Here is a 25295-nt window from a genome sequence, read left to right on the forward strand (position 1 = left end):
ACTCAACTGTGCGGAGGTGGGACGACGAAATCGAATTCTAACGAATTACCGATTTCTGTCCCACTCTCTTTTTTATTGTAATTTTTCCCAGAAAAGGGATGTCTGATCAAGCATTAATAATCCAGAGCATCTGAATGACCTTTTCCGTTTCCTACGAAATAACCAGTCTTGGCATTGATACTAAAGAGATAGGTTCCATCTGGTTTGAAGAGATTGTAATAGCCATTACCGTTAATGATATTGACACGCTCTAAAATGTATTGATTGCCAGTGATATGCCCACGTTTACGAGCAATATTCAATACTTTTTCAAGGATACCATCACCAAATACCCAAGCTGGGTTATTGACATCATTGATAGCTGCTTGGTTATATGGCACACGACTCAAGTTCCGCTGAAGCGGGACACCATCGCTTGGAAGACCGTACCCTGAATAGCCTGGACTTGTCGTTCCTGCACCACTTGTAGCAGCATTGACAGTTGGGGCCGTAGGCGTTGCTGCTTGAGCTGGGGCTGGAGTTGCATTAGAAGTATCTGTACCACCTGTTCCAGTCACTGGTGCCGGTGTCGCAACTTGTTGTGAACGTCCTTGCGCAACCGCCTCATTCAATAAGCTATCTAATTTTTCATTGCCTGTCTTTGTTTCTGCAAAGGTCGCATCACTTTTCGCTTTGGCAGTTGCATCAAGAACTCCATCTTTGATGACTGGAGAACTAAATTGAGAATTCACTTTTTGAATGGCAGAAACTTGCTTCACAAGGTCTTCATATTTTGTTTTAGCCGCATTATAATCACTGCTTCCTTCTAATTTGTCCAGCAGTTTCTTCAGATTTTCCAAGTCTCCGAATTTATCATTTTTAAGAGCACTTTTTGATTCATCTACAAAAAAGGCATCGTAGGCTTTGGTAAACTCTTCCAATTTTTGAGCTTGTGTTTCACTGCTACTTGATTTAGAAGTAGAAGATGACTTGCTAGATGAAGACGATACAACAGTTGTACCACCAGATTTTCCACGACTGTGCATCCAGTTATAGGTCACAAAAATGGCCGAACCGACAATCGCAAGACCTAATGCAGAGTATAGAACCGCTTTGATTCGTTTACCCGCATTGCTTGGTGTTTCCTCAGGAAGTTCCTCAGCTTCTACAATTGGTTCAGTTGGTGTGGGACCAAATTTAATCTTAGCAGGTAATTCAGTTGAGATAGCATCCATTTCAGGCCTTTGTTCCAAGACCGTTTCCGTCACTTCCGGCGCCTCCACTGCTTCAGCTACTTCAGCAACTGTTTCTGAAGCTGCCAACTCTTCAGCTTTAGCCAATTCTTCTTTGGCCAAAATTTTTGTATCGTATTTTTCAGCTTCAATTTCTGCTCGGTGTTGTTTGATGTATTTGTCTAAGACATTATCACCTTCCGTTACACCTGCTTCGATTTCTTCTGCCTTTCGATTGGCCTGCCCAATCGTCATCTCTTTAGCATCTTCAAAATCTAAAATTGATTCTGTTTCTTGCTCTAATGGCTTATTATCCTTCTCTGTCATAAAAATCCTTTCTATGCCTTTATCTGCCGTTTTACTCGTTCCCCAAAATATTGGTAGAGATCAACTTTTAGGGTTCCGTTATAAAGTTTTCGTTTTTTATCTGCTTTACTACCGAATTTAGATTCAAAACCTTCATCACTGGTTAGGATAAATTTACTCCAGGTTTTGAGAGGTGCAAATACGTGCCCCATTTCAGTATACAATTTCGTCACACCTTCATCATCAGATAAGCGTTCTCCATATGGAGGGTTGGAGATAATCACCCCGTTGATCTTATCTGAGTGAAGATCTTGGACTCGCATCTGTTTGAAAGTAATATCACTGCTAACGCCCGCTTTCTGTGCATTTTCTTTGGCAATCTCAACCATCCGTGAATCGATATCAGTTCCCATAATATCCAATTCGATCTCGCGATTGATTTTTCTGCTTGCTTCTTGACGGACTTCATGAATCAAGCGATCATCCATCCAGTTCCATTCTTCAAAAGAAAAGGTCCTACGTAAACCAGGTGCCATATTTCTCGCAATCATCGCCGCCTCAATACAAAACGTTCCAGAACCACATGTCGGGTCAATCAAGGGTTTATCTGGATACCAGTTTGACAGCAGAAGAATTGCTGCTGCCATATTTTCCTTAATAGGGGCTCCCCCTTTTTCAGTCCGATAACCACGTTTGAAGAGGCTACTACCAGTGGTGTCAATCAAGACAGTGGCTTGATCTTTAAGGATCGATACTTCAATCTTGAACTCTGCCCCATTTTCCATGAGAGGAACACCTTCTGGCCGGGCATAATGTTTTTGTAACTTTTTAACCACTGCTTTTTTCGAAATGGCCTGAACGCTAGGTTCATTATGAAGTTTTGATTTGACACATTTAGCCTTAGAAATAGGAAAACGTGCTCCTAAAGGCAAATAATTTTCCCAATCCAAAGCAAAGACACCTTGAAAGAGTTCTTCGAAGGTTTTGGCTGGAAAAGTCCCAACCACAATTTTCACTCGATCAGCCGCTCGCAACCAGAGGTTGGTTTCTATGATTGCTCGACGGTCTCCTTGAAATCGAACCCGTCCATTTTCAACCTGGCAATCGTAGCCAAGATCGCGTAGTTCTCGACCAACAACAGCCTCTATACCAGCAGCGGCCGTTGCAATCAATTCAAATTGTTTTTTCATCTTATTCCTATCACTTTAAAAAAGGAGGTTGAGATCTCTCTCCACCTCATCAACCTATATGCAATTTTCTATAAGCCATGTTTTGTTCCAGAAATGACTAGGTACCATTTCCTTTGATAATCATCTGTCTACTGTTTCCAGTCAGAATGCTATGTTCGTTTCCACGCATTCCATGCCCCGACCAAAGTTTGGGTTGCTAGCTTGAGGGGTTTACCGCGTTCCACTTTTTAGGTTTCCCTAAAAACTACGTCACTGTGGCACTTTCAGAGTTACTAGAGCTTATCCTTAGACTTAGCTCCTTCACTCGCCGTAACTTGAATACCAAGTCCCTAGGCTTATGGATTCACCTAGCACAAACACTACAGGCATCACAGCCTGTGCTAGCATGGACTTTCCTCATGAGAATATTCTCTCACGCGATTATCCAAAAATTGCACGATCTATGGGATTAATAATCGCGATCTACGATCTGTTTCCCAAAAACTTCTTTTTCCAAACGATTGAGACGTTTGAGAATATCAAAGTTCGTCGCTGTTGTCACTTGCGGGTATTCTTGCGTAGCAGTGCTAGCAATCGGAGATGTTTGTGGTGTTTCCTGTGCTTTTTGGGCAAGTTCTTCACGAAGGCGTGCGTTTTCTTCACGCAATTCCTTCACCAAAGCAGCATAGGTTTCATAGTCTTTTATGACATCATCCAAAAATTCATTTACTTCATCTTTATTATAACCACGAACTTCTCGTTTGAAATCTTGATCAAAAATATCTTTCGCAGTAAAAATAATACTCGCCATTACTCTCTCCAATCTAGTTCATCATCTCAATTATATAAAAAAATGGTAAGAAAAATCAAGGTATAACACTTAGTTTTCGTAAAAATTTTCAGCAAGTTCATTTAAGTCATCAAAACTTAATTGTTTGACATAAAATGGTTCTTTTTCTACCATCATTTTGTAAAGATATTTTAAATTGGTTTCATTTTCTGGATCATAAAAAACATAAGCTCCATCCGCGTTATCTATCAAAAACTGATTGTATTCTTTTAGTTGACCCGGATTGCTATAGTGTGGATAGGCATATTTCACGAAATCCACCTGTTTGAAGCGTGCTAATAATTCCTGATTGCTTTCATTCCAATTTTCGCCAACATTCTCAAATAGGAAGATCGTCGCCATTTGAAAATCGTAATCTTTTTTTAATGCAAAGGCGACCTCTAGTACCCAAGCCTCAAATCCCAAATTACCAGAAAAGACCAGCCATTTCACTCCTTCTTCAAATAGACGACGAAGATCTCTTTCAATGGCTTTTTTGATAATGGTCAGTCGAGGGTCTTTATTGGAAAAGACTCCCACATCAAAACTCTTATAACCTGCAACAAGTATGGTATTCATTTTTTCCTCATTATTCTAATTTATGATATAATAGAGTGATGTAATTGTACCAATAAGGAGAACTATGGTCAACTATCCACATAAAGTAGCCAAAAAAACCTTGGTCTCTACACAAAGGAAACATCCAGTCGACTTTGCGAATCGTGGGATGACATTTGAAAAAATGATCAATGAAAGCAATCAATACTATCTTTCTCGAGGTCTAGCAGTCATCCATAAAAAACCAACACCGATTCAAATCGTGAAAGTGGATTATCCACGTCGCAGTCGGGCAAAGATTGTTGAAGCCTATTTCAGGCAAGCCTCAACGACGGACTATTCTGGAGTATACAAGGGACGCTATATCGATTTTGAAGCGAAGGAAACACAGCAAAAGCAATCCATGCCGATGAAAAATTTTCATCAACATCAAATCGATCATATGGAGGCAGTTGTTCAGCAAGGCGGTATCTGTTTCGTTCTCTTGCATTTTGCAAAGTTGAGTGAAACCTACTTACTTCCTGCTCCTGCATTAATTCACTATTACAACATCGATCATGGTAGTAAATCCATGCCCCTCTCCTATATTCAGGAGCACGGCTTTCTAGTAGATAAGAATCGTCTTCCAAGCGTTCCTTATCTTGATATTATCGAACAGAAACTTCTAGGCGGTATTTAAATGAATAAACAAACAGTCATTCAATGGTTGAAATATGTTGCCATCGCAGCCATTTCATTTTTCTTACTTTTATTTGTCCTCGGTGGACTGATATTTAGTTACTATGCTATGAAAGCACCAACCTTGTCTGAAAAAGATTTGGTTGCAACAACATCTAGTAAGATCTATGACAACCAAAATAACTTGATCGCGGATTTGGGAGCTGAGAAACGAATCAATGTCACAGCCAATGAAATCCCTACTGATTTGGTCAATGCTATCGTTGCGATTGAAGACCACCGTTTCTTCAATCACCGTGGGGTCGACATCATTCGGATCGGCGGTTCCTTCCTTCACAACTTACGAGGAGGAAGTCAAGGTGGGTCAACCTTGACGCAACAATTGATCAAGTTAACCTATTTCTCCACTTCAGCCTCTGACCGTACCCTCTCTCGTAAGATCCAAGAAGCTTGGTTAGCAACCCAACTAGAAAAGAAAGCAACCAAACAAGAAATCTTGACCTATTACGTCAATAAAGTATTTATGGCGAATGGGAACTACGGAATGCAGACAGCTGCGAAAAGTTATTACGGAAAAGATCTAAAAGATCTTTCGCTCCCTCAATTGGCACTCCTTGCGGGGATGCCCCAAGCACCAAACCAATACGATCCATACTCCCATCCTGAAGCAGCGCAACAGCGCCGAAACTTAGTATTAAAAGAAATGCTCGATATGAAGACCATTTCTAACAAACAATACGAAGCAGCGGTCAATACACCTGTTACAGATGGTCTGCAAAGTCTTAGTTCTTCAAGCAGTTACCCAGCCTATATGGATAATTACCTGAAAGAAGTGATCGAGCAGGTCGAAGAAGAAACAGGCTACAATTTGTTGACAACCGGAATGGATGTCTATACAAACGTGGATACAGAAGCTCAAAAGAAATTGTGGGACATCTACAATACAGATGAATATGTCAATTACCCGGATGATGAAATGCAAGTAGCTTCTACCGTTATTGATGTCAATACTGGTAAAGTCATTGCTCAGCTGGGTTCTCGTCACCAATCCAGCAATGTTTCCTTTGGTACAAACCAAGCGGTTGAAACGAACCGTGACTGGGGTTCAACAATGAAACCAATCACAGATTACGCACCAGCTCTTGAACATGAGGAATATACCTCTACAGCAGCTACTACAACAGATGCGCCATACAACTTCCCTCATTCATCAACGCCTGTCTACAACTGGGACCGTTCATACTATGGTAGCATGTCCATTACCTACGCAATTCAACAATCTCGTAACGTGCCTGCGGTGAAGGCCCTGGAAAAAGTTGGTCTTAAACAAGCCAAGAAATTCCTCAATGGATTAGGGATCGATTACCCAGAAATGGTTTACGCCAACGCTATCTCGAGTAACACTAGCGATTCTAGCAACAAATACGGAGCCAGCAGTGAGAAAATGGCAGCTGCCTATGCTGCTTTTGCCAATGGCGGTACCTATTACAAACCATCCTATGTTAGTCGGGTTGTCTTTAGTGATGGCACAACCAAGGAATTTGAGTCCGAAGGAACTCGTGCAATGAAAGCAACAACTGCCTACATGATGACAGATATGATGAAGACAGTTCTCTTGTCTGGTACCGGTACAAATGCTGCCATTTCGGGAATCTACCAAGCTGGTAAGACAGGTACATCAAACTATGCTGATAACGAAATCGGTAAATTGACAAAAAATGCTTATTCAAATATTGTAACACCGGATGAATTGTTTGTAGGCTACACTCCTGAATATGCCATGGCAGTATGGACAGGTTATTCCAATCGCTTTACACCAGTATTGGATAATGGAATACAGGTCGCAACGGATGTCTACCGTCAAATGATGCTCTATCTTGCTAATAATAATAACTCTGGTCATACGGATTGGACGCAACCAAGTGGACTGTATCGAAGTGGTTCTTATCTCTACTTAAACAATGGTAAGAACAACTACAATAACTACTACTATGAGCCAAGTTATTCCACTGATCAGTATTCGTATGAAGAACCATCGTCTAGCTCTTCGAACGAAGAAAATCAATCTAAACCATCTGAGCCTTCTTCGCAAGACTCTAACAATCATAACGAATAATAGAATGGAGAAGTCGGGCTTTTGCCCGGCTTTTTTTAAAACAATGGTTAAAAAACCAGAACGAATAAAATCTGATTTATTTAGTTAGACTTCCCAGCTTTTTTATTTTTGAGTATATAAAAAAAAGAGCCTTTCGGCTCTTATTAGAATGTAGACAAACTATTTTAAAGCAAAATAAGTTAAGTGATTCTGCAAAAAACAAAATTGAGTTCCAATATTTAAATCGATTTAAGAAAATACTGAAACTTTCCGCTGTGAGAAAAGTGCTTGAAACGTTATTGTTTCAGGCACTCGGAATTATTGAGACCTTAGACTCAATAATTAGTCATGGAACTTTAAAGAAGTTCGCTGACGTCCGTACTCACCTAAGGAAAGTTTTTAAGATATTTTGTCTTCAATCTGAAAAGAGCCTTTCGGCTCTTTTCTATATCATTATTTTGCTAAAGCTCCCATTGGATCCCACGGTGCTAGGACAATTGGTTCTGCTTCATAGGCTGCTAATTCGTCTGAGGTTAATAATTCTTTTCGAACCACGATTTGGTAGGTATATTCATCCATCCATGCATCAGAGGCCACAAAGTAACCATCTGTACCGACCTTGTCTCCCCATGAATTTTCAACCTTCCATTTACGAGACTGACCTGCTTCGTCTAAATCAACTCCTGTCAAGACCATAGCATGTGTCATGAGGCTTTCTGCATAGTCCAAGCGACCCGCCTTGTCTTGTGTCAAATGAATATCCATGCCCGCTTCAAAGTCGTAGACATCAGTTGCTAAGATTCCCGCTTTACGGTTGCTGACTTGGCCTACATCTGAACCAAACCAGACAGTTTCTCCCGCTTTCATTTGAGCAATGGCTAGTTCTTTCAATCGATCCATTGGAACATTTAGGTAGCGGACTGGACGACTACCAACAACATTCCCCAACATCTCAACTGTGTAAGATTTTCCATATGGCTTATCTGCAGTTGGGGCATTGATAATAGAAACGTAATCGTCTAATTGAAGGTCTACATATTTTTTGTAGAAACTTTGCGGAGTTAAGCCACTTTCGCTATGGAATTGGTTGTCCTTATCGCGGTATGAAAAGTCAAATTCACGTGGAGGCAATCCTAAAGACATGGCCAAGAAGTTAAAAATTTCTTGCAACAACGCTTGTTTCTTGGTCGCAACCGCCTCATTATCTGCGTCTGAGTGAATCAAGTCACGCAAGATTTGCGCATCTTGACGCAAGAGTTTATTGAGGTAGGTGTTCAATTCTCGGCTATTGCTTGAAGAAATCGATTCTGGATAAACTGATTTTGGAACCACTCCGTATTTCTCAAAGAGAGATACCACCATATCCCATTGACCGCCATCTTGTTGAGGGGTTTGTAGGAGAAAAGCCACCTTACGGCTGGTTAATTCTTGGTCTGCTGTAGCAATCACTTGCTCCAAAAACCAGTTTGCTTTTTCATACTTATCCCAAAAGAAAGTATGTGCTTGAGACAATTCAAAATCCTCCAATTGGAAGCTTGAGATCATCTTGTGACGGAAGGTATTTAAAGCCGCAAACATCCAACAACGCCCAGATGCTTTTTGGTTTGTAACCTTGTCCTTGGTCAAATCAAGTGAAAAGACTGGTGTATGTTCTACTGCACTCTTGCGCGTTTCAAGCGATGCATGAATCCCATTGTGAGTAACAGCATTTTCAAGGGCCGCATATTTCACGTTTGCTTCATAATTGGCATAGAGCTGGTCTGTAAATTCTTTAGTTAATTCTGACATAGCAATCTCCTTTTTTCGTTATCTACTATTATAATCCTTTGAGCAGAATCTTCAAGTAAAAATCACCCTATAAAGAGGGTTTCTGTATGGAATAAATAATTTTATCCCCGCAATATCCTTTGCGTTGAATGGCATGAGGGATAGTTTCTACATACTGCATTCCTGCCTTTTCCATGACTTTCCCTGAAGCAGGATTTAAACTGACATAAGTGGCTTTGATTTCTTTAATGCCGACTTCATTCAATAAGAAATCTAAAACAGCTATGACGGCCTCTGTCATGAATCCCTTCCCCCAGAATTTCTTGCCAAGGATATAACCCAGCTCGCAAGATTGACTTTCCTGGTCTTGGGAAACCACACTAATATCTCCAATTACCTGATCCGGTGATGTTTTGAAACAGATCGCCCATTTATAAGTATCTGGTTTTTGATACTGTTCGACCCATCTTTTGATTGATTCTCTGGTCCTCTCAGGTGACGTATGGGCATCCCAGGTGACATATTTCAGATTTTCAGGATCAGAAGCCCAATTTTCATACATCCCTGGTGCATCTTCCAAAACGAAAGGCCTCAAGTATAAATGTTCTGTCTTCATGACAAGACTACCAAGATGATTCATATGTTGTCTCCCTTCATTTTTTCATACGACTTGAATTCTGCAATTTTTTTACTTTAATCTAGAAGAAAAGGACGGATGAAACCGCCCTTCTTTTTGATGTTTTTCACAACATAATATGGTAAGACTACGAAATCGAACTCTACGAGTTACCGATTTCTGTCTCACTCCCAGAAATGATCAAATACTGTGATTGGCAAGTGGCGTTTGTGTTGGCCTTTGTACCACCATTTTTCAATAGTTGCTTGAGCTTCTGGGCTTACTTGTTTGCCTTCTAGGTAATCATCGATTTCATTATAGGTGACACCCAGCGCTACTTCATCAGCAACACCTGGTTTTTCTTCTTCCAAATCTGCAGTTGGGATTTTCTCATAGAGAGCAGGATCAGCTCCCAAGGCTTTAAGCAATTGTTTTCCTTGGCGCTTGTTCAAACGGAATAGAGGTAGAATATCTGCACCACCATCTCCAAATTTTGTGAAGAAGCCAGTAATATTTTCCGCAGCATGATCCGTCCCAATCACTGCTCCGCTATGTGCTCCTGCTAGAGCATACTGAGCAATCATGCGGCTACGTGCCTTGATATTGCCCTTGTTGAAGTCGGAGATATCCGTTCCTGTTGCTTCGACAGCGCGTTCCATGGCATCAACCGATTCCTTGATGTTAACGACTAGGCTGACATCTGGCTGGATGAAGGCCAAAGCTTTTTGGGCATCTTCTTCATCTGCCTGTACCCCATAAGGAAGGCGAACAGCAATAAATTGATAGGAGGCATCTCCTGTCTCTGCGCGCATTTCTTCCATGGCTAATTGAGCTAACCGTCCAGCAAGAGTCGAATCTTGTCCTCCTGAGATCCCTAATACAAATGTTTTCAAGAAGGGATGTTTTTTTAGATATCTTTTTAAGAAATCAACCGAGCGGCGAATCTCTTCCTGAGGATCAATGCTAGGCTTGACACTCAATTGTTGGATAATCTCTTCTTGCAAACTCATTTTGCTTCTCCTTCTCCATTGGCCTTGTTACGCATTTCCTCGATTAGATCCATCTTATCCTGCCAAATATCTTTTGCCAAGTCAACTGGGTAATGCTGTGGATTGAGGACACGCTTGTATTCATCCCACAATTGATCGTAATTTTTACGAGCATATTCTTGAATTTCTGATAATGGTGGTAGTTGATAAACCAATTGCCCCTCTTTAAAAATATCCACTAAAAGAGGAATAGCCTCAAAGTTTCGGACCGTTTTATTGATGTAGGTATAAGTCGGATGGAACATTTTAAGTTCTGTCAGTTGTGAAACATCTACTCCATCATAAGTGATGTAGTCCCCTTCTGACTTACCTTTTTCACGACTCGTAATCCGCCAGACTTGCTTTTTACCTGGAGTAGAAACTTTCTCTGCATTATTAGAAAGCTTGATGGTATTGATCATCTCTCCTGCTTCGTTTTCAACAGAAACAATTTTGTATACCGCCCCAAGTGCTGGTTGATCGTAAGCCGTAATGAGCTTGGTTCCCACACCCCATACATCAATTTTTGCTTTTTGCATTTTTAAGTTGAGGATGGTATTTTCATCCAAGTCGTTAGAAGCGTAGATTTTAGCATTTGTAAACCCAGCCTCATCTAATTGCTGGCGAACCTTTTTAGAAATATAGGCAATATCTCCTGAGTCAATCCGTACGCCTAGGAAATTGATCTTCTCTCCCATTTCACGCGCTACCTGAATAGCTGCAGGAACCCCAATACGAAGAGTATCATAGGTATCGACGAGGAAGACACAATCTTTATGGGTTTCCGCGTAGGCCTTAAAGGCTTGGTAGTCATTTCCATATACCTGTACAAGAGAATGGGCATGGGTTCCTAAAACAGGGATTCCAAAGAGTTTTCCTGCCCGAACATTACTAGTCCCATTAGCACCTCCGATGACTGCCGCACGAGTTCCCCAAATCGCAGCATCCATTTCTTGCGCGCGGCGTGTCCCAAATTCCATCAAAGGCTCATCTTCAATGACCGAACGAATGCGTGCAGCCTTAGTCGCAATTAAGGTTTGAAAGTTGATGATATTCAATAGGGCTGTTTCCACCAATTGACACTGAGCCAGAGGACCTTCTACCTGAACAATTGGTTCATTCGCAAAGACTAAATCTCCTTCTTGAGCCGAGCGTACCGTCAATTCCAACTTGAGATCACGGAGATATTCCAAAAAGGCCCCATGATAACCAAGTGACTCTAAATAGGCAATATCGCTCTCAGAAAAGCGCAAGTTTTCCAAGTATTTCACAATTCTCTCTAAGCCAGCAAATACTGCGTAGCCGTTTTTAAAAGGCTGTTGACGAAAATACACTTCAAATACGGCATGCTTATTGTGGATACCTTGATCAAAATAGACTTGCATCATGTTGATTTGGTATAAATCAGTATGCAAGGTTAAACTGTCATCTGGATACATATGTATACCTCTTTTTTATTGATTTGTTCTATGAATTCCTACCATAAAATTAGTACCATTATAGCACATTTCAGCTCTATTGAATACTGAAAGGAAAGCATGAAAAAAATCTGAGACACAAACCTCAGATTTTTAAAAGATTAAAAGTTTTCTGTGATATATTTATAAACTTCTTGGCCAGCAATCGCACCGTCTCCGACGGCTGTCGTCACTTGACGTAGGTCTTTTTGACGAACATCACCAACCGCAAAAATACCTGGGACTGTGGTTCTCATATGATCATCCGTCACCACCCAGCCATTTTCATCTAAAATACCAAGTTCCGTCGCAAAATCACTGACAGGATCTAAACCGACATAGATAAAGACACCACCAAAGGCCTGCTCTCTAACCTCTCCTGTCTTCACATCTTTTAAAAGGACAGACGTTACTTTTGGTTCCCCCTTAATTTCTTCAACAACCGTATTCCAAGCAAAGTGAATTTTATCATTGGCAAAGGCACGGTCTTGAAGAACTTTTTGGGCACGCAACTGATCACGACGATGGGCAATGGTCACTGTTTTTGCAAACTGAGTCAAAAAGACAGCTTCTTCTACCGCAGAATCGCCACCACCAACGACCAAGAGATCCTCGTCTCTAAAGAAAGCACCATCACAAACAGCACAGTAGGAAACCCCTCTACTATTCAGCTCCTCTTCGCCAGGGACATTCAATGGACGGTGGTTAGACCCTGTTGCAATCACCACGGTTTTAGCTTCAAATTCCCCATCATCTGTGACAATCTTTTTGGTTGCTCCGAGGTCTTCGATGCGCTCTACCTGACCAAACAAATGTTCCACACCAAGATTTTCTAAAGGCTCAAACATTTTTTCAGCCAAGTCTGGGCCACTAATATTCGCATAGCCAGGATAGTTTTCAATGTCAGACGTATTGTTCATTTGACCGCCTGGAATTCCTCTCTCAATCAATGCGACTTTTAAATTGCTTCGTGCTGCATAAAGGGCAGCAGTCATCCCTGCAGGACCTGCTCCAATAATCACTGTATCAAACATACTCAACCTCTTTCTGTTTCGTTGTAATCATTATAATTCTAACACGGTCTTTTTGCAATTATCGTGCTTGAAAGATAAACAAAATCCCTATGACCGCAAAGGTTAAAATAGGAATCGTCATGATATCAATTAAAAGGATATCATACAAATGGGCTTGTCGTTGCTTGGCTGTTTTATCTTTCTTCTTAAGGGCACGGTAGCCAATCCAAATACAAGAAGCGATCCCAACTAAAATCGTTGTCGTCACTAAGCTTTGTAAATATAAGGACAATAATTTATTTAACATCACAACTCCAAATATTTTTACATTTTCAGAAAACAAACCCAGCTAGCGTCGCCAGCTGAGTCTTACCTCTCCTCTATTATATCAAACATAGGTCCGTTTGTAACTAGCAAAGAATTCTTTTGTCCGTTCTTCTTTTGGATACTGCATGATTTCCTCTGGTGTTCCAGATTCAATAATCCGTCCTTTATCCAAAAATAGGACCTTATCTGCTACTTGCGCTACAAAAGACATATCATGGCTGACCAGTACCATGGTTTGTCCTGATTTTGCTGCATTGGCAATGGATTTTTCAACTTCTCCAACCAATTCTGGATCCAAGGCTGAAGTCGGTTCATCCAGCAAAAGAACTTCTGGTTTCATAGCCAAGGCACGAGCCAAAGCCACACGTTGTTTTTGTCCACCTGAGAGGTGACGAGGATAGTGATTTTCACGATCCGATAAACCGACTTTTGCCAGTTCTTCTCGAGCAATTTTCGTTGCTTCTTGATCGGATAACCCCTTCACAACAATGAGCCCTTCTTTCACATTTTCAAGAGCTGTTTTTCTACCAAACAAATTAAACTGTTGGAACACCATGGCCAATTTTCTTCTTAAGGTTAAGATTTGATCTTGGGTAATGTGTTCAAAATCAACTTCGAAATCATCAATCTTAATTCTACCGCTATCTGGTGCTTCCAAATAGTTTAAACTGCGTAAGAAGGTTGATTTACCAGCTCCCGAAGACCCGATTAGGGCCACGACTTCCCCTTTTTGAATTTCCAAACTTAGATTATTTAAAACCTTTTGACCTGAAAATGTCTTTGATAATTCTGAAATATAAATCATTAGATCCGGACCTCCTGATCTGGTAAATCAATTGCTACGGGAGTCTCAATATCCAGTCGACGTTCAATGTGACGGCCTAGTATTTCAATGAGAATGTTCACAATCCAGTAAACAATCGATACCGTGATAAAGCGTTCAAAGTACTTCAAATCGCTCCCCCCAATAATCCGTGCTTGGGCAAAAATTTCAACCACACTGGCACTAAAGGCTAGCGAGGTTCCCTTGGTTAAGCCGATGAGAGAGTTGATTAAAGTAGGAGTTGCAACGACTGCTGCATTGGGAATAATAATCCGGCGATAAACTTGACGGTTGGTCATCCCAAGACTACGCGCTGCCTCAATTTCACCAGGATCCACTGATAAAATGGCTGCCCGTATGGTTTCACTCGCATAAGCTGCCTCATTAAAGGCAAGAGCCACAATTGCAAATAACTCAGCTGGAATGGCATTAATATTAAAAGCTGTTCCATAGGACTGATTGATCGCTTTTAAAATAAGAGGAATCCCATAATAGGTCAACATCAACTGAACCAACAAAGGAGTCCCACGTAAAAAACTGACAAAAACAGCTTGAATCGGGTAAAGAATTCGTACACGATTAATTTTGACCAGAGCAAAAATCATGGCAAAAATAATCCCAAAAAATGCGCCTCCTAGGGCTAATAAAATCGTCACAGGCAATTTCCCAATGACTGCCGGAAATGCATCCAATACGGCTCTCAAACTAAACAGCTTGCTATCTGGAACGTGTTTTAAAAAGTCAGCATACCAGTTGGCAGTTAAAAGATTAGTTGTAAACATTTTTGTTACTTCCTTTCTCGAACATAAACATTCTATCACATTCACTATCGGAATTCCAAAAATTGCTACAGAAATAGAAAAATGATAGACTACTCAAATTTAGTCTATCATAATTTTAGACAAGTTCCTAATAGTTTTTCTTTATGGAGTTCATAAAGAAAATCTATGTTTTCTTCTGAACATTTGAAAGAAGGGGTTAGAAAGTTTGGCGTTTGGCCTTTCGTTCTGCCCGACCACGCGCACGGTTTTCAGCTCGTTTTGCTTTTCTCCGCTTTTCATCAACTGCCCATTTGATTTTTTTCTTGTAGCCTGGTTTGATTTTTTTCTTTTTCTTCTTCACCAGACCAATCATTTCGATATCAAGTTTCTCTTGCTTCTTCTCACGATTCACCCGTCTATCCCGATCATAGGTATCTTCAATAACCCCATTTTTCAACACTTTCGGTACGAAACGAATGCCCATTTTTTCTAGTTCACGGATATCTGAATCATCACTCGGTTGATAAAGAGTAATGGCTACACCTGGTAGGCCATTGCGACCTGTCCGGCCAACACGGTGAACGAAGAAGGAAAGATCTTGTGGAATGGCATCGTTGATGACATGGCTCACTCCTTCGATATCAATTCCACGAGCCGCCAAATCGGTGGCCACAATATACTCAAAATCAAGATTTTTAACCTGATTCATGATCCGTTTCCGTTCACGTGGTGGGATATCTCCGTGAATCTTCGCCACTTTCAATCCTTGGGCTACTAGATAAGCATGGAGATCATCTGCTCTCGTTTTGGTATTAACGAAAATCATGGCCAAATAAGGTTGCAAGGTCTTGGTCAATTGGTAAATTTGCTCATTTTTATCCCGACCCTTGGTCGAAACCAGCCAATTATCGATGGTATCTGAAATCACCGTCTTGGTCTTAATTTGCTCCATGACTGGGTTTGAGAGATATTTTTTCAAGAAAGGCTGCAATTTTTGCGGAATGGTGGCTGAAAAAACTAAAAATTGCAGTTGTTGCGGAAGCCTTGAAGCAATCTTATCCACAGTAGACAAGAATCCCATGTCCAGTGTCATATCTGCCTCGTCTACTACAAAAGTATGGGCCTTATGAATAGCCAGATCACCAGATGCAACCAGATCATAGATCCGGCCTGGAGTTCCAATCACGATATGTGGTTGTTTGACCTGCAGTTTTTCAATCTGACGGCTTTTATCCGTTCCTCCAACATAATTCACAATCCGAATCTCTTTTTCAGAATGACTAGCGATTTGACGAGCAGCTTGGTAAATTTGCGTCGCCAACTCCCGACTAGGCGCCGTGATGACCGCTTCAACTTGTTGGCTGTCTTCATTTAACGTTTGAAAAATCGGCAAGAGGAACGTATGGGTTTTCCCAGAACCAGTCTTTGATTCTCCTACTAAATCATTTCCAGCTAGGACAATCGGAATTAGTTTTTCCTGTACTTCGGTTGCTTCTCTAAAATTGATTTCTTTCAGTACCTCTTGAATATAGGGCTTAAAATTAAACTCTGTAAATTTCATTTTCTCAGTTCCTTTCATGATCTCTATTATTATATCAGAAAAGCTGTCTTCGCGCTTCTCTTTTAGTTGTTTTTCCTCGTGTCAAGTCTCTCCCTTGTGCCGATTAAAAAACGATGGGCAAGCCCACCGTCGTTTTATAGATAGAGAAGGACAAGAGTGATACCGCTTGTCACCAAGGCAATGGTCCACATAAAAGCATCCACTTTCCATTCTGACCAATTTTGGCCATTGCCAGAAAGGCCACCCAGTTCTAAATGATGGTGGAAAGGAGTCATTCTGAAAATCCGTCGCCCTTCCCCGTAGCGTTTCTTGGTCCATTTGAAATAGGTCACTTGTAGCATCACTGAACCTGTTTCAATGACATAGACCAGACCAATCAGGAGTAGCGTCCACTCGACATGCATAGCCATTGACAAAGCTGCAAGCATCCCTCCAAGAGCAAGACTACCGACATCTCCCATAAAGATTTTAGCCGGCTTGTGATTGAAGACAAAGAATCCAAGCAAGGCCCCAATCATACTCAAGGTGACAAAGAGAATATCCCATTTTCCTTGCATATAGGCAATAAAGGAATAGGCACTCAGGCTAATGGCAACGGAAATGCTGGCTAATCCATCAATCCCATCTGTCAAATTGACCGCATTTGAAAAACCAACCAACCAAAATAAAGCAAAGAGAATGTAGAAATGTCCCAAGTAAAGATCGTAACCAAAGACATTCAAAAGGCTTCCTGCACCGTGGCGCTCAGAAAAAATATAGAAGATGATTCCACCAACGAGTTGAAGAGCTAATTTTTGCTTTGGATTGAGCCCTTCATTAATCTTACGAAAAACTTTTAAAAAGTCATCCAAAAATCCAACAATTCCATATAGAATCAAGATAAATAGAGTAAGTTGAACAGGGCGCGTGAAATTTCCAGTCAATACGGTAACGACAAAACTAACTAGAACGGCTGTAATGAGAAATACAACTCCACCCATTGTCGGAGTGCCAGCTTTTGCTTTGTGTTGTTTCACATCTTCGTGCATTTGTTGCCCAGAAATATGAGCACGATGGTAAAATCGAATAAAGGCTGGAATTGCAGCCACTGTTAATAGAAACGATACAAGGATCGTAGCAATATACATCTTAGTCTCCTAATGTTAACGTAATCTTTTTAGTTTTATTGAGTGAGGTGTTCATTTTGACACTTTGTTTGGTTACTTTCTTTCCACTACCTTTATAGGTAATCTCAATTCCAGTCCATTCTCCAAAGATGTCTGCATTTTTCTTAGTCCAACCATACATATCTGGAACCGCATCAAAGTCTTCTGTCAATAACAATACTTGCTGATTGGCTTTGACTTTAGAGCCTATATCCACAGACATTTTGCGGATATTTTCCCCGGTTCCTAGGACAATTGGTTGCACCAAATTGCGACGCAATTCCTCTGAATAAGCACCTGGGCTCAAATTTTGTTTCAGATTCAACTCCTTAGAGAGAGTTTCTACTGAAGGGATTTTGTAGGTCGTTTCTTTGGTCACACCATCCAACGTTGGTGCCTCTGATGTCAAATGCAATTCGTCTTTTAAAGCAACTGCATCTTCCAAAATAGGATTGACCAGCTCTTCCCAGCTGGTCGCTGAGAATTTCACTTCTGGTTGTTGGACCGTCACATACATGATGAATTCAGGATCTTCTGCAGGTGTCATGGCTACAACCGAGTTGATATAATCATTTTCTCCTTGTAAGTATCCTTGATCTGTCGCCATTTGGGCAGTCCCTGATTTCACCGCAACGTTTTGACCTGGTACCTGAATGATGGGTCCATCGCTGTACAAGGTTCCATACTCTGGATCTGTTCCGACGGTGATCATATAGTTCCGTGTCTGTTGCGCAGCTGATCCTGAAACTGGTTTTCCAACAACTTCTTTTTTTGATTTGCGGGCTGTGTCTGATTTTTTATCGTAAATAGCACTAATAAATTTCGGCTCCAACATTTGCCCATCATTAGCGATGGCGCTAAAGGCCCGTAACATTTGGGTTTGACTGACGGAAATCCCTTGACCAAAGGCAGATTGTGCCTGACTGACATAGTTATCCCCTGGAAGACCCCCGTAAGCTTCATTTCCCATTCCAAAACGGGTCGGAAGACCGAATTTAAAGCGGGTTAGGTAGTCCATCCAGACAGCATTTCCCATCTTTTGCTCTAAGCGAGTCATCCCCACGTTACTTGAGTAAGCAAAGCCCTGTGCGATATTCATATAGCGACCTTCAGACAGCCCCATATTGACATCCCAGTCACGGATCGTCGCATCTTTTACTTGTAGTTCGTTATTGTAGTATCCTTCATTATAGGCTGGGAAAGTTCCATGATCAATCGCCGAAGCTAATAACATGACCTTCATCGTTGAACCCGGTTCATATTGATCTTGATAAAGGATGGTATTCCAGGTTTTCAAGTTTTTCAGATCCAACCCTTGTTTGGTATCCGCATTATAGGATGGACGTTGCGTTGTAGCCAGGATTTCTCCAGTTTTTGCACTCACAAGAGTCGCACTAACATACTTTCCTTTTACTTTTTCTTGGAAAACATCCATTCGCGTCTCAAGGTAGGTTTGTAATTCTGCTGAAATGGTCGTATAGACATCTTTTCCATCTTCTGTTTTGACAGAAACCTTATCTGAACCAGGAACGATATTGCCGTTTCGGTCTTTGTCATAGGTGATAACCCCATTTTGACCAGCGAGAATACGATCGAGGGATTTCTCCATCCCTGATTGCCCCTTCAGAGTTTTATTCCCCTCTTTATCTTCTTGAAGAGAGGCCTGACCTATAAATTGAGAAGCAAAAACTCCATTTTTATAGCTTCGATTTGGACTGGTTGTAAAGGCAACCCCTTCAATCTTCGCCGCTTCCATGGCCTCACGGATGGCTGTCATATTACTATAAGTTATGCCGTTTCCGTTCGAGCCAAAAGAAACCTGTTTCAATTTCTTTTGCGACAACTGTTGAATGACGTAATCCTCATCCATCCCTAAGTACTGCTTAAAGATTTCTGCTACTTTTTTAAATTGGCTCTCTTCTACATAGAGGATTTTCCCAGTTGCTGATTTGTACTTTTTATCAATAATAGCATAAACGTTATAGGTCGTAGCATCTTCAGCAATTACTGCTCCATTTCGGTCGTAGATCGTTCCACGTTTTGCAGGAACAATGACCGTCTGCTCATGGACTTTTTTGGCTTGATCCGATAAGGTTACACCAAATTTTTTGTCAGTCCCAATGATCATTGCAAAATTAATCAGAAAGAGAAAAAAGAGGAAAATCGCCAGTACACTGAGATTTTTCCCAACTTGTTTTCGATTCTGATCCGGCAAGCGACGTTTCTTTATCGAATACCCGATCAAAAATTTTTTGAATTTATTCATCACTACTTGCACTCACTGTTTTTCGATTTTCTTTTTGCAGCTTCATTCCTTGGGAGCTAGCCAACTGTGATAAGCGGTCATAACGTGTTAATTCATTGACCTCTTGACGAACATCTGCTAATTCCGTCTTTTTGGCTTCTAGTTCCGTATTCAAATCAGTCAATTCACTCTGAACTTGTAAAATCCGTGTCTGCATAAAGACGATACTAATGGCTAAAATAACAGCTGTTAGGACAATCGACCCATAAAAAGCCTTTTCTACTCTAGAGAAACGGCGAAAGCGGTCTTGCAGTAGCTGTGTTCTTGTTCTCTCATCTCTTGCTGCCATATCAATTCCTCTTACTTGTGTATTTTTCGAGCAACCCGTAGTTTTGCTGAATGGGATCGATTATTATCCTCAAGCTCTTCTTCACTTGGCAAAATAGGTTTCCGGTTGACCAACTCCATCTTTGGTTTCAAATCATCTGGAATAAAGGGAAGCCCCTTTGGAACCTCAACTGTCGAAGCTTCTTTAAACAATTGTTTGGTCAATCGATCCTCTAACGAATGAAAGGTAATCACAGAAATACGACCATCGAGGGCCAACAAATCCATGGCTTGCTGAATTGATTCATCTGCAGCTCCCAGTTCATCATTGACTTCGATACGAATGGCTTGGAAAATCTGTTTAGCAGGATGGCCCTTTTTCTTGAGCTCCTTAGCTGGTTTAGCAGATTTAATAATCTCTGCTAATTCAGTCGTTGTTTCAATCGGTTTAATTGCTCGTGCTTGCTCAATTTTCCGCGCAATTTGCTTGGAAAATTTGTCCTCTCCATATTTGAAAAAAATACGGACTAGATCATGGTAATCGTAGTTATTTACAACCTCATAGGCCGTCAAAGAAGCTTCTTGATTCATCCGCATGTCCAGTGGCGCATCTTTCTTGTAAGAAAATCCGCGTTCCCGTTCATCTAACTGAGGACTAGAGACACCTAGGTCATAACAGATCCCATCAATTTCAGTCACACCCAATTCGTTTAGACGTTCCTTCAAATGACGAAAGTTATCCTTAATGAAGGTCACCATGCCTTTCTCGATGAATGGAGCTAAACGAATCTTAGCATTCTCAATTGCATGCTGATCTTGGTCAAAGGCATAAAGATGGCCCGATTCATTTAATTTTGTTAACAAATATTCGCTGTGGCCTGCCCCACCCAATGTGGCGTCTACATAGATCCCATCTGGCTTAACATCCAGCATATCGATCGTTTCATGAAGCAAAACCGTTACATGATGAAATTCTTTACTCATATCTTTACTATTTTACCACAAATGGGACCAAGATGCACTCCTGAAAGAAAATTCACTAACTAACCCTATCGGATCTTTTCAGATCCTACAAAATACTTAGAAAGGCTTGATTTCATTTGTTTCCTCTAGGATTTATGATACAATATTCTTATGAAAATAAGAAAACAGATTCTCATCCCACTTTTATTGGTCGATGCTATCGCTCTCTACTTTTTTCTAACCACTATTGAGGCTTGGATTTTTTGGCTTGCTGCTCTGATCCTAGTCGGCTCACTTTGGTGGCTCAAAAAAGCTATTCAAGGACAAAAAACAGAGATGGAAGAAAAATAATTTCTCCCACCTCTGTTTTTCTTTTAACCACTCCAAGAAACCTCTTAAAAAAAGCAAACTAGCTCTGAAATAATAAAAACTCACCGTTTGGTGAGTTTTGCAGTTTATTTATTATGTTTCCAATTGCTGTAAATCCCAAAAAGAATGATCCAGATAGTTGCTCCAATCGCTCCAATGTATGTTGATTCTTGCAAGAAGAGACAAACGAATACAAAGAGGAAGAAAACAATGGTCAATGGATTCAACACTTTATAGGCTGGCATGACAAAACCATCTGGCATAAATTCTTTCGATTTACGGTACTTAAGATGGGCAAGCATGGTCAAAATGTAAATAGCAATGTAGACACCAGAAGAAGATGCCGTAATCAAGGCAAAGGCATCTGAGACACCTGGCAAGATATTGATAAAGGCTGAAACAGCAACCACAATCGCAGAAAAAATAATCGCGCGACTTGGAATCCCCATACGAGATAAGCTATTCAGTTTCAAACGATTCATCACTTTGCTGTTTGGTGTTTCTTTTGCAATCTGGTACAAGTGACGCCCTGTTGAATAGAGGGTGGAATTCAAGGAAGATGCAGCAGCTGTCAGTACAACAAAATTAATCAATCCAGCTGCCCACTTGATTCCTACCATCTGAAAGACCGTTACAAACGGTGACTTATTGACAGGAAGCTGTTGCCAAGGGAAAATAGCCATAATCGCCAACAAAGCTCCTACATAAAAGATTACAATTCGGATTGGAATTTCTTTAATAGCTTTTGGCAATACTTGTCGGGGATTAGCTGTTTCAGAAGTAGTAATTCCAACAAATTCGATTGCTTGGTAAGCAAAGAAGACCATTTGGAAGGCCATGACGAACTTGACCCAACCATTTGGAAACATTTGAAAACCATTGGTAATGTTACTTAAGCTAGCGTGTCCAGCTGGTGTTTCAAAATTCGTCGTCACCATAAAGATTCCTGTTGCGATCAAGGCTAAAATCGTGACAATCTTGATCATTCCAAACCAGAATTCAACCTCTCCAAAAACCTTCACAGCGATCAAGTTTACACAACTTAAGAGCGCTAAAAAGATAATTTGAATCTGCCAGGCTGGCCAATTTGGAAACCAAAGCTGGACATAGTTGGAAACAGCGGTGATCTCTGCCATTCCCAAAAATACCAAGGAGACCCAATAGGACCATCCTGAAAAATAACCCCAACCTTTTCCTATATACTTGGTGATAAAGTTGATAAAGGTGTGTTGATCAGGGTCCATATAGAGCATTTCTCCGATTGCCCGCATCATCAGGTACATGAAGGCGCCAGTCAGCATATAGACTAAAATAATAGAGGGACCTGTCAAAGAAAGGGAACGACCGGCTCCAAGAAAGAGTCCTGTCCCGATGGTTCCTGCAATAGCGATCAGCTGAACATGCCGATTTTGCAGACCACGAACCATCCCATTTTCGGTTTCTTCACCAGGATGATGTTTTTTTGACATATGATTACTCCAATTCTTTTTCTGTACATTTTCAGAAAAGTATACTTCAAATTTTCATACAATCTACTATACCATGTTTTTAAAAATTGGTCAATCCGGTCCAGAATATTCTGAATTTTATAGATCAAAAAGAGTGCTGGAGTCTCTTCCAGCACTCTTTTTTGATTATGAATTAGGGTCATCGAGACTACGGCCATGCAAACCTTTTTCCCGTTGCACTTGGCGTAGTTTCTCAGGTGTTACATCATTTCCTTCTTCATCCACAATTTTAATACCTTCGATGTGGTGACGAACCGAACGACGATAACCTTCAATGTATTCTTCACGAAGTTTTGCTTGTTCCACTGCTTCTTCTGGAGTCAAACCTTCTGTTTTTTTCTTTTTTGCAAGCTCATTGATCCGAGCGATTTTTTCAGGTGTCATCATCAGACCTACTTTCTACCTGTCATCAGGTACTTATTTTGTGTTCAATTGGTTGAAAGCTGCAACAGCGTTAGCTTTCGCAACCAGACCTGCAAGAAGGGCCAAACGGTTGTTTTTAACAGCCTCATCTTCTGCCATAACCATAGTATTGTCAAAGAAGGCATCAATGACTGGGCTAAGAGCGAAAAGTTGAGCCAATTTGTCGCTAGCTGAACCTGTCAATTCAAGACTTTCTGCTGCTTGAGCCAAGGCTTTTTCTTGATCATTTTCAAAGAGACTAGCATCGACTGCTACTGAAGCATCTGCTTTTTCTGCCAAGTTAAAGGCACGTGAGAGTGATTCAACAGCTGCCTTGTAACCATCAGTCTTCGCAGCTTCTGAAAGAGCTTCAGCTGCTTCCAGCATATCAGCCACGACAAAGTTTGAACCAGCAAGCACAGCGTCTTTGATATCTTTTGGTGTGCGTCCCATCATCTTGTCCACACGCGCCTTGATGAAGTTGAGCACTTCTGCTTGATTGTCATAAGAAAGACTATCAAACGACAGACCGTAAAGGCTGTCAATCAACTCATCCATAGGGATATGCCAACCAAAGGCATCCAAGATACGAACAATCCCTTGTGTTGCACGACGAAGTGCATAAGGGTCATTGGAACCTGATGGAATCAAGCCAACTGAGAAGAAGGAAAGAAGGGTATCCAATTTATCTGCAAGGGCAAGAATGGCACCAACCTTAGTCTCTGGAAGGGCTCCGTCTGCTGAATCAGGAAGGTAGTGCTCACGGATAGCTGTCGCAACCGCAGCATCTTCACCAGCAAGGAGGGCGTATTTTTCACCCATAATTCCTTGCAATTCATCGAACTCTCCGACCATACCCGTCAAGAGGTCAAATTTGTAGATTTCAGCTGCACGAGCGACGGCTGCCGTTTCTTCAGCAGTCAAACCAGCTTGCTCAGCTAGTGACGCTGCAATAACACCAGCACGCGCCATGTGTTCTGAAAGAGAACCAATTTTTTCATGGAAGGTCACGTTCGCCAATTTAGCAACGAGGTCTTCGATCTTAAGTTTTTGGTCTTCACGCCAGAAGAATTCACCATCTTCAAGACGCGCCACCAAGACTTTTTCATTTCCTCGGATAACATTTTCCAAGTGCTCAGCGTTCCCATTACGGACGGAGATAAAGTTTGGTTTGAGATTACCATCAAGGTCACGTACAACAAAGTACCGTTGGTGCGTTTCCATTGAGGTCACCAAGACTTCTTCTGGAACATCCAAATATTTAGTGTCAAAACTTCCCATAAAGGCAGTTGGGTATTCGACCAAGTTCAAGACTTCGTTCAAAAGTCCTTCTTCGATTTGAACTTGAACACCTTGTTCTGCTTCGATGGCCTTGATTTGCTCACGGATCATGTTTTCACGTTCTTTGCTATCCGCAATCACGTAAACCGTGCGAAGGTCTTCTTCATAAGAATCCGCATTGGTAATTTCCACTTCATGTCCAAGGAAACGGTGGCCACGACTAACACGACCTGACTGGATATCCAAGAAATCAAGGTCAAGCGCTTCGTCGCCCAAAAGAACGATCAAGGTGTGAACTGGGCGAATGTATTCAAATGTGTTGTTAGCCCAGTGCATGCTAACAGGGAAGGTCAATGAAGCAAGCACTTCTGGAACGCCAGCCAAGACTTCTTTGGCAGGTTTTCCAGCTTCGTGTTTCGTGACATAAACGTACTCTTCACCCTTGACTTCACGAAATTCGATATCATCAACGGTCAAGCCTTTTCCACGAACGAATCCTTGAGCCGCTTTTGAGAAGTTTCCGTCTGCATCCAAGGCGATTTTCTTAGAAGGTCCTTTAAAATCTTCGGTCAAATCCGATTGTTGATCCGCCAAACCAATCACACGTACAGCCAAACGGCGTGGCGTTGAGAAGGTTTGAATGCTTTCGTATGAAAGACGGTTGTCATCCAAGAAGGCTGCCATTTTCTCACCCAGTTGTTTTTCACTTGGTGTGACAACGTAGGCTGGCAACTCTTCAAGTCCAAGTTCTACTAATAAGTTTTTTGTCATGTTTTTTCCTTTACAAAATTCTTCTTTTTGATAGGCACCTTAGGTACTGGGGACGTCGCTAACTAACTTTGTGAGACTGTTGGAA

Annotated in this window: 23 protein-coding genes and 1 other RNA gene; 3 read left to right on the forward strand and 21 right to left on the reverse strand. The window is 41.2% G+C overall.

The genetic code is table 11. The annotated features are described in order from the left end of the window. Positions 1-113 precede the first annotated feature (113 nt). The 5 genes from K1I56_RS07240 to K1I56_RS07260 all read right to left on the reverse strand — a co-directional run bounded on the left by K1I56_RS07240 (position 114) and on the right by K1I56_RS07260 (position 4094). Positions 114-1538 (reverse strand): cell division site-positioning protein MapZ family protein, encoded by a 1425-nt coding sequence (locus K1I56_RS07240; protein ID WP_195623620.1) that lies wholly within the window; start codon positions 1536-1538, stop codon positions 114-116. Positions 1539-1549: 11 nt separating this feature from the next. After that, positions 1550-2707, reverse strand: a complete 1158-nt coding sequence (locus K1I56_RS07245; protein ID WP_223325628.1) for a THUMP domain-containing class I SAM-dependent RNA methyltransferase — start codon at positions 2705-2707, stop codon at positions 1550-1552. A 66-nt stretch (positions 2708-2773) separates the two neighbouring features. Beyond that, positions 2774-3139: RNase P RNA component class B (rnpB, locus tag K1I56_RS07250), an RNA gene on the reverse strand. Positions 3140-3155: 16 nt separating this feature from the next. Then, positions 3156-3497 carry a cell division regulator GpsB gene (gene gpsB / locus K1I56_RS07255; protein ID WP_049496141.1) on the reverse strand — a complete coding sequence of 114 codons (342 nt, stop codon included), beginning with the start codon at positions 3495-3497 and terminating at the stop codon, positions 3156-3158. Positions 3498-3566: 69 nt separating this feature from the next. Continuing rightward, positions 3567-4094 carry an SLOG family protein gene (locus K1I56_RS07260; RefSeq protein ID WP_023920293.1) on the reverse strand — a complete coding sequence of 176 codons (528 nt, stop codon included), beginning with the start codon at positions 4092-4094 and terminating at the stop codon, positions 3567-3569. A gap of 64 nt (positions 4095-4158) precedes the next feature. Here K1I56_RS07260 and recU point away from each other — a divergent pair, with 64 nt between their 5' ends. Then, positions 4159-4752 carry a Holliday junction resolvase RecU gene (recU, locus tag K1I56_RS07265; RefSeq protein WP_003010355.1) on the forward strand — a complete coding sequence of 198 codons (594 nt, stop codon included), beginning with the start codon at positions 4159-4161 and terminating at the stop codon, positions 4750-4752. Continuing rightward, complete coding sequence (gene pbp1a, locus K1I56_RS07270) at positions 4753-6867, forward strand: penicillin-binding protein PBP1A (protein WP_021154545.1); 2115 nt, start codon at positions 4753-4755, stop codon at positions 6865-6867. A 432-nt stretch (positions 6868-7299) separates the two neighbouring features. Here the strand turns inward: pbp1a and pepC are convergent, their stop codons facing one another. From pepC to rsmH, 13 genes are all read right to left on the reverse strand, one after another. Beyond that, positions 7300-8634, reverse strand: a complete 1335-nt coding sequence (gene pepC, locus K1I56_RS07275; RefSeq protein WP_223325629.1) for an aminopeptidase C — start codon at positions 8632-8634, stop codon at positions 7300-7302. Between the two features lie 67 nt (positions 8635-8701). Beyond that, positions 8702-9253, reverse strand: coding sequence for a GNAT family N-acetyltransferase (locus K1I56_RS07280; protein ID WP_223325630.1), 552 nt, complete (start codon positions 9251-9253; stop codon positions 8702-8704). A 161-nt stretch (positions 9254-9414) separates the two neighbouring features. After that, positions 9415-10239 (reverse strand): ammonia-dependent NAD(+) synthetase, encoded by an 825-nt coding sequence (gene nadE / locus K1I56_RS07285; RefSeq protein ID WP_223325631.1) that lies wholly within the window; start codon positions 10237-10239, stop codon positions 9415-9417. After that, a complete protein-coding gene (locus K1I56_RS07290) occupies positions 10236-11696 on the reverse strand; it encodes a nicotinate phosphoribosyltransferase (RefSeq protein ID WP_223325632.1) in 1461 nt (486 codons plus the stop codon). The genes nadE and K1I56_RS07290 overlap by 4 nt, the downstream gene beginning before the upstream one ends. A gap of 140 nt (positions 11697-11836) precedes the next feature. Continuing rightward, positions 11837-12748, reverse strand: coding sequence for a thioredoxin-disulfide reductase (gene trxB / locus K1I56_RS07295; protein WP_049473361.1), 912 nt, complete (start codon positions 12746-12748; stop codon positions 11837-11839). Between the two features lie 58 nt (positions 12749-12806). Further along, positions 12807-13034 (reverse strand): DUF4059 family protein, encoded by a 228-nt coding sequence (locus K1I56_RS07300; RefSeq protein WP_003003995.1) that lies wholly within the window; start codon positions 13032-13034, stop codon positions 12807-12809. Positions 13035-13115: 81 nt separating this feature from the next. After that, a complete protein-coding gene (locus tag K1I56_RS07305; RefSeq protein WP_223325633.1) occupies positions 13116-13859 on the reverse strand; it encodes an amino acid ABC transporter ATP-binding protein in 744 nt (247 codons plus the stop codon). Further along, complete coding sequence (locus tag K1I56_RS07310; RefSeq protein ID WP_049498839.1) at positions 13859-14659, reverse strand: amino acid ABC transporter permease; 801 nt, start codon at positions 14657-14659, stop codon at positions 13859-13861. The genes K1I56_RS07305 and K1I56_RS07310 overlap by 1 nt, the downstream gene beginning before the upstream one ends. A gap of 196 nt (positions 14660-14855) precedes the next feature. Beyond that, positions 14856-16199 carry a DEAD/DEAH box helicase gene (locus tag K1I56_RS07315; protein WP_223325634.1) on the reverse strand — a complete coding sequence of 448 codons (1344 nt, stop codon included), beginning with the start codon at positions 16197-16199 and terminating at the stop codon, positions 14856-14858. Between the two features lie 134 nt (positions 16200-16333). Beyond that, positions 16334-17326, reverse strand: coding sequence for a phospho-N-acetylmuramoyl-pentapeptide-transferase (mraY, locus tag K1I56_RS07320; RefSeq protein ID WP_223325635.1), 993 nt, complete (start codon positions 17324-17326; stop codon positions 16334-16336). A 1-nt stretch (position 17327) separates the two neighbouring features. Further along, positions 17328-19610 (reverse strand): penicillin-binding protein PBP2X, encoded by a 2283-nt coding sequence (gene pbp2x, locus K1I56_RS07325; protein ID WP_223325636.1) that lies wholly within the window; start codon positions 19608-19610, stop codon positions 17328-17330. After that, on the reverse strand, positions 19603-19938 hold the full coding sequence (gene ftsL, locus K1I56_RS07330; RefSeq protein ID WP_003014937.1) for a cell division protein FtsL: 336 nt from the start codon (positions 19936-19938) through the stop codon (positions 19603-19605). Before ftsL ends, pbp2x begins: the two co-directional genes overlap by 8 nt. Before the next feature lie 11 nt (positions 19939-19949). Then, positions 19950-20900, reverse strand: a complete 951-nt coding sequence (rsmH, locus tag K1I56_RS07335) for a 16S rRNA (cytosine(1402)-N(4))-methyltransferase RsmH (protein ID WP_223325637.1) — start codon at positions 20898-20900, stop codon at positions 19950-19952. Positions 20901-21050: 150 nt separating this feature from the next. Between rsmH and K1I56_RS07340 the strand changes: the two genes are divergently transcribed. Beyond that, positions 21051-21230, forward strand: coding sequence for a hypothetical protein (locus tag K1I56_RS07340; protein ID WP_003014929.1), 180 nt, complete (start codon positions 21051-21053; stop codon positions 21228-21230). A 104-nt stretch (positions 21231-21334) separates the two neighbouring features. Here the strand turns inward: K1I56_RS07340 and K1I56_RS07345 are convergent, their stop codons facing one another. The 3 genes from K1I56_RS07345 to glyS form a co-directional block, all read right to left on the reverse strand. Then, positions 21335-22717: an amino acid permease gene (locus K1I56_RS07345; RefSeq protein ID WP_223325638.1), complete on the reverse strand. Its 1383-nt coding sequence runs from the start codon at positions 22715-22717 to the stop codon at positions 21335-21337. Positions 22718-22882: 165 nt separating this feature from the next. Further along, on the reverse strand, positions 22883-23140 hold the full coding sequence (locus K1I56_RS07350; RefSeq protein ID WP_003012632.1) for a DUF896 family protein: 258 nt from the start codon (positions 23138-23140) through the stop codon (positions 22883-22885). A gap of 33 nt (positions 23141-23173) precedes the next feature. After that, positions 23174-25210: a glycine--tRNA ligase subunit beta gene (gene glyS, locus K1I56_RS07355; RefSeq protein ID WP_223325639.1), complete on the reverse strand. Its 2037-nt coding sequence runs from the start codon at positions 25208-25210 to the stop codon at positions 23174-23176. Positions 25211-25295: the final 85 nt, after the last annotated feature.

This window comes from Streptococcus parasanguinis, assembly GCF_019929185.1.
Classification (GTDB): domain Bacteria; phylum Bacillota; class Bacilli; order Lactobacillales; family Streptococcaceae; genus Streptococcus; species Streptococcus parasanguinis_O.

Excerpts from the sequence above, each read along its gene's own strand:
- recU (WP_003010355.1), top strand. The coding sequence starts at position 4,159 with ATGGTCAACTATCCACATAAAGTAGCCAAAAAAACCTTGGTCTCTACA.
- K1I56_RS07240 (WP_195623620.1), bottom strand. The coding sequence starts at position 1,538 with ATGACAGAGAAGGATAATAAGCCATTAGAGCAAGAAACAGAATCAATT.
- K1I56_RS07345 (WP_223325638.1), bottom strand. The coding sequence starts at position 22,717 with ATGTCAAAAAAACATCATCCTGGTGAAGAAACCGAAAATGGGATGGTT.
- K1I56_RS07310 (WP_049498839.1), bottom strand. The coding sequence starts at position 14,659 with ATGTTTACAACTAATCTTTTAACTGCCAACTGGTATGCTGACTTTTTA.
- K1I56_RS07245 (WP_223325628.1), bottom strand. The coding sequence starts at position 2,707 with ATGAAAAAACAATTTGAATTGATTGCAACGGCCGCTGCTGGTATAGAG.
- gpsB (WP_049496141.1), bottom strand. The coding sequence starts at position 3,497 with ATGGCGAGTATTATTTTTACTGCGAAAGATATTTTTGATCAAGATTTC.
- K1I56_RS07260 (WP_023920293.1), bottom strand. The coding sequence starts at position 4,094 with ATGAATACCATACTTGTTGCAGGTTATAAGAGTTTTGATGTGGGAGTC.
- pbp1a (WP_021154545.1), top strand. The coding sequence starts at position 4,753 with ATGAATAAACAAACAGTCATTCAATGGTTGAAATATGTTGCCATCGCA.
- K1I56_RS07340 (WP_003014929.1), top strand. The coding sequence starts at position 21,051 with ATGAAAATAAGAAAACAGATTCTCATCCCACTTTTATTGGTCGATGCT.
- pepC (WP_223325629.1), bottom strand. The coding sequence starts at position 8,634 with ATGTCAGAATTAACTAAAGAATTTACAGACCAGCTCTATGCCAATTAT.
- glyS (WP_223325639.1), bottom strand. The coding sequence starts at position 25,210 with ATGACAAAAAACTTATTAGTAGAACTTGGACTTGAAGAGTTGCCAGCC.
- rsmH (WP_223325637.1), bottom strand. The coding sequence starts at position 20,900 with ATGAGTAAAGAATTTCATCATGTAACGGTTTTGCTTCATGAAACGATC.
- trxB (WP_049473361.1), bottom strand. The coding sequence starts at position 12,748 with ATGTTTGATACAGTGATTATTGGAGCAGGTCCTGCAGGGATGACTGCT.
- pbp2x (WP_223325636.1), bottom strand. The coding sequence starts at position 19,610 with ATGAATAAATTCAAAAAATTTTTGATCGGGTATTCGATAAAGAAACGT.
- K1I56_RS07350 (WP_003012632.1), bottom strand. The coding sequence starts at position 23,140 with ATGACACCTGAAAAAATCGCTCGGATCAATGAGCTTGCAAAAAAGAAA.
- K1I56_RS07300 (WP_003003995.1), bottom strand. The coding sequence starts at position 13,034 with ATGTTAAATAAATTATTGTCCTTATATTTACAAAGCTTAGTGACGACA.
- K1I56_RS07290 (WP_223325632.1), bottom strand. The coding sequence starts at position 11,696 with ATGTATCCAGATGACAGTTTAACCTTGCATACTGATTTATACCAAATC.
- ftsL (WP_003014937.1), bottom strand. The coding sequence starts at position 19,938 with ATGGCAGCAAGAGATGAGAGAACAAGAACACAGCTACTGCAAGACCGC.
- nadE (WP_223325631.1), bottom strand. The coding sequence starts at position 10,239 with ATGAGTTTGCAAGAAGAGATTATCCAACAATTGAGTGTCAAGCCTAGC.
- K1I56_RS07315 (WP_223325634.1), bottom strand. The coding sequence starts at position 16,199 with ATGAAATTTACAGAGTTTAATTTTAAGCCCTATATTCAAGAGGTACTG.
- K1I56_RS07280 (WP_223325630.1), bottom strand. The coding sequence starts at position 9,253 with ATGAATCATCTTGGTAGTCTTGTCATGAAGACAGAACATTTATACTTG.
- K1I56_RS07305 (WP_223325633.1), bottom strand. The coding sequence starts at position 13,859 with ATGATTTATATTTCAGAATTATCAAAGACATTTTCAGGTCAAAAGGTT.
- mraY (WP_223325635.1), bottom strand. The coding sequence starts at position 17,326 with ATGTATATTGCTACGATCCTTGTATCGTTTCTATTAACAGTGGCTGCA.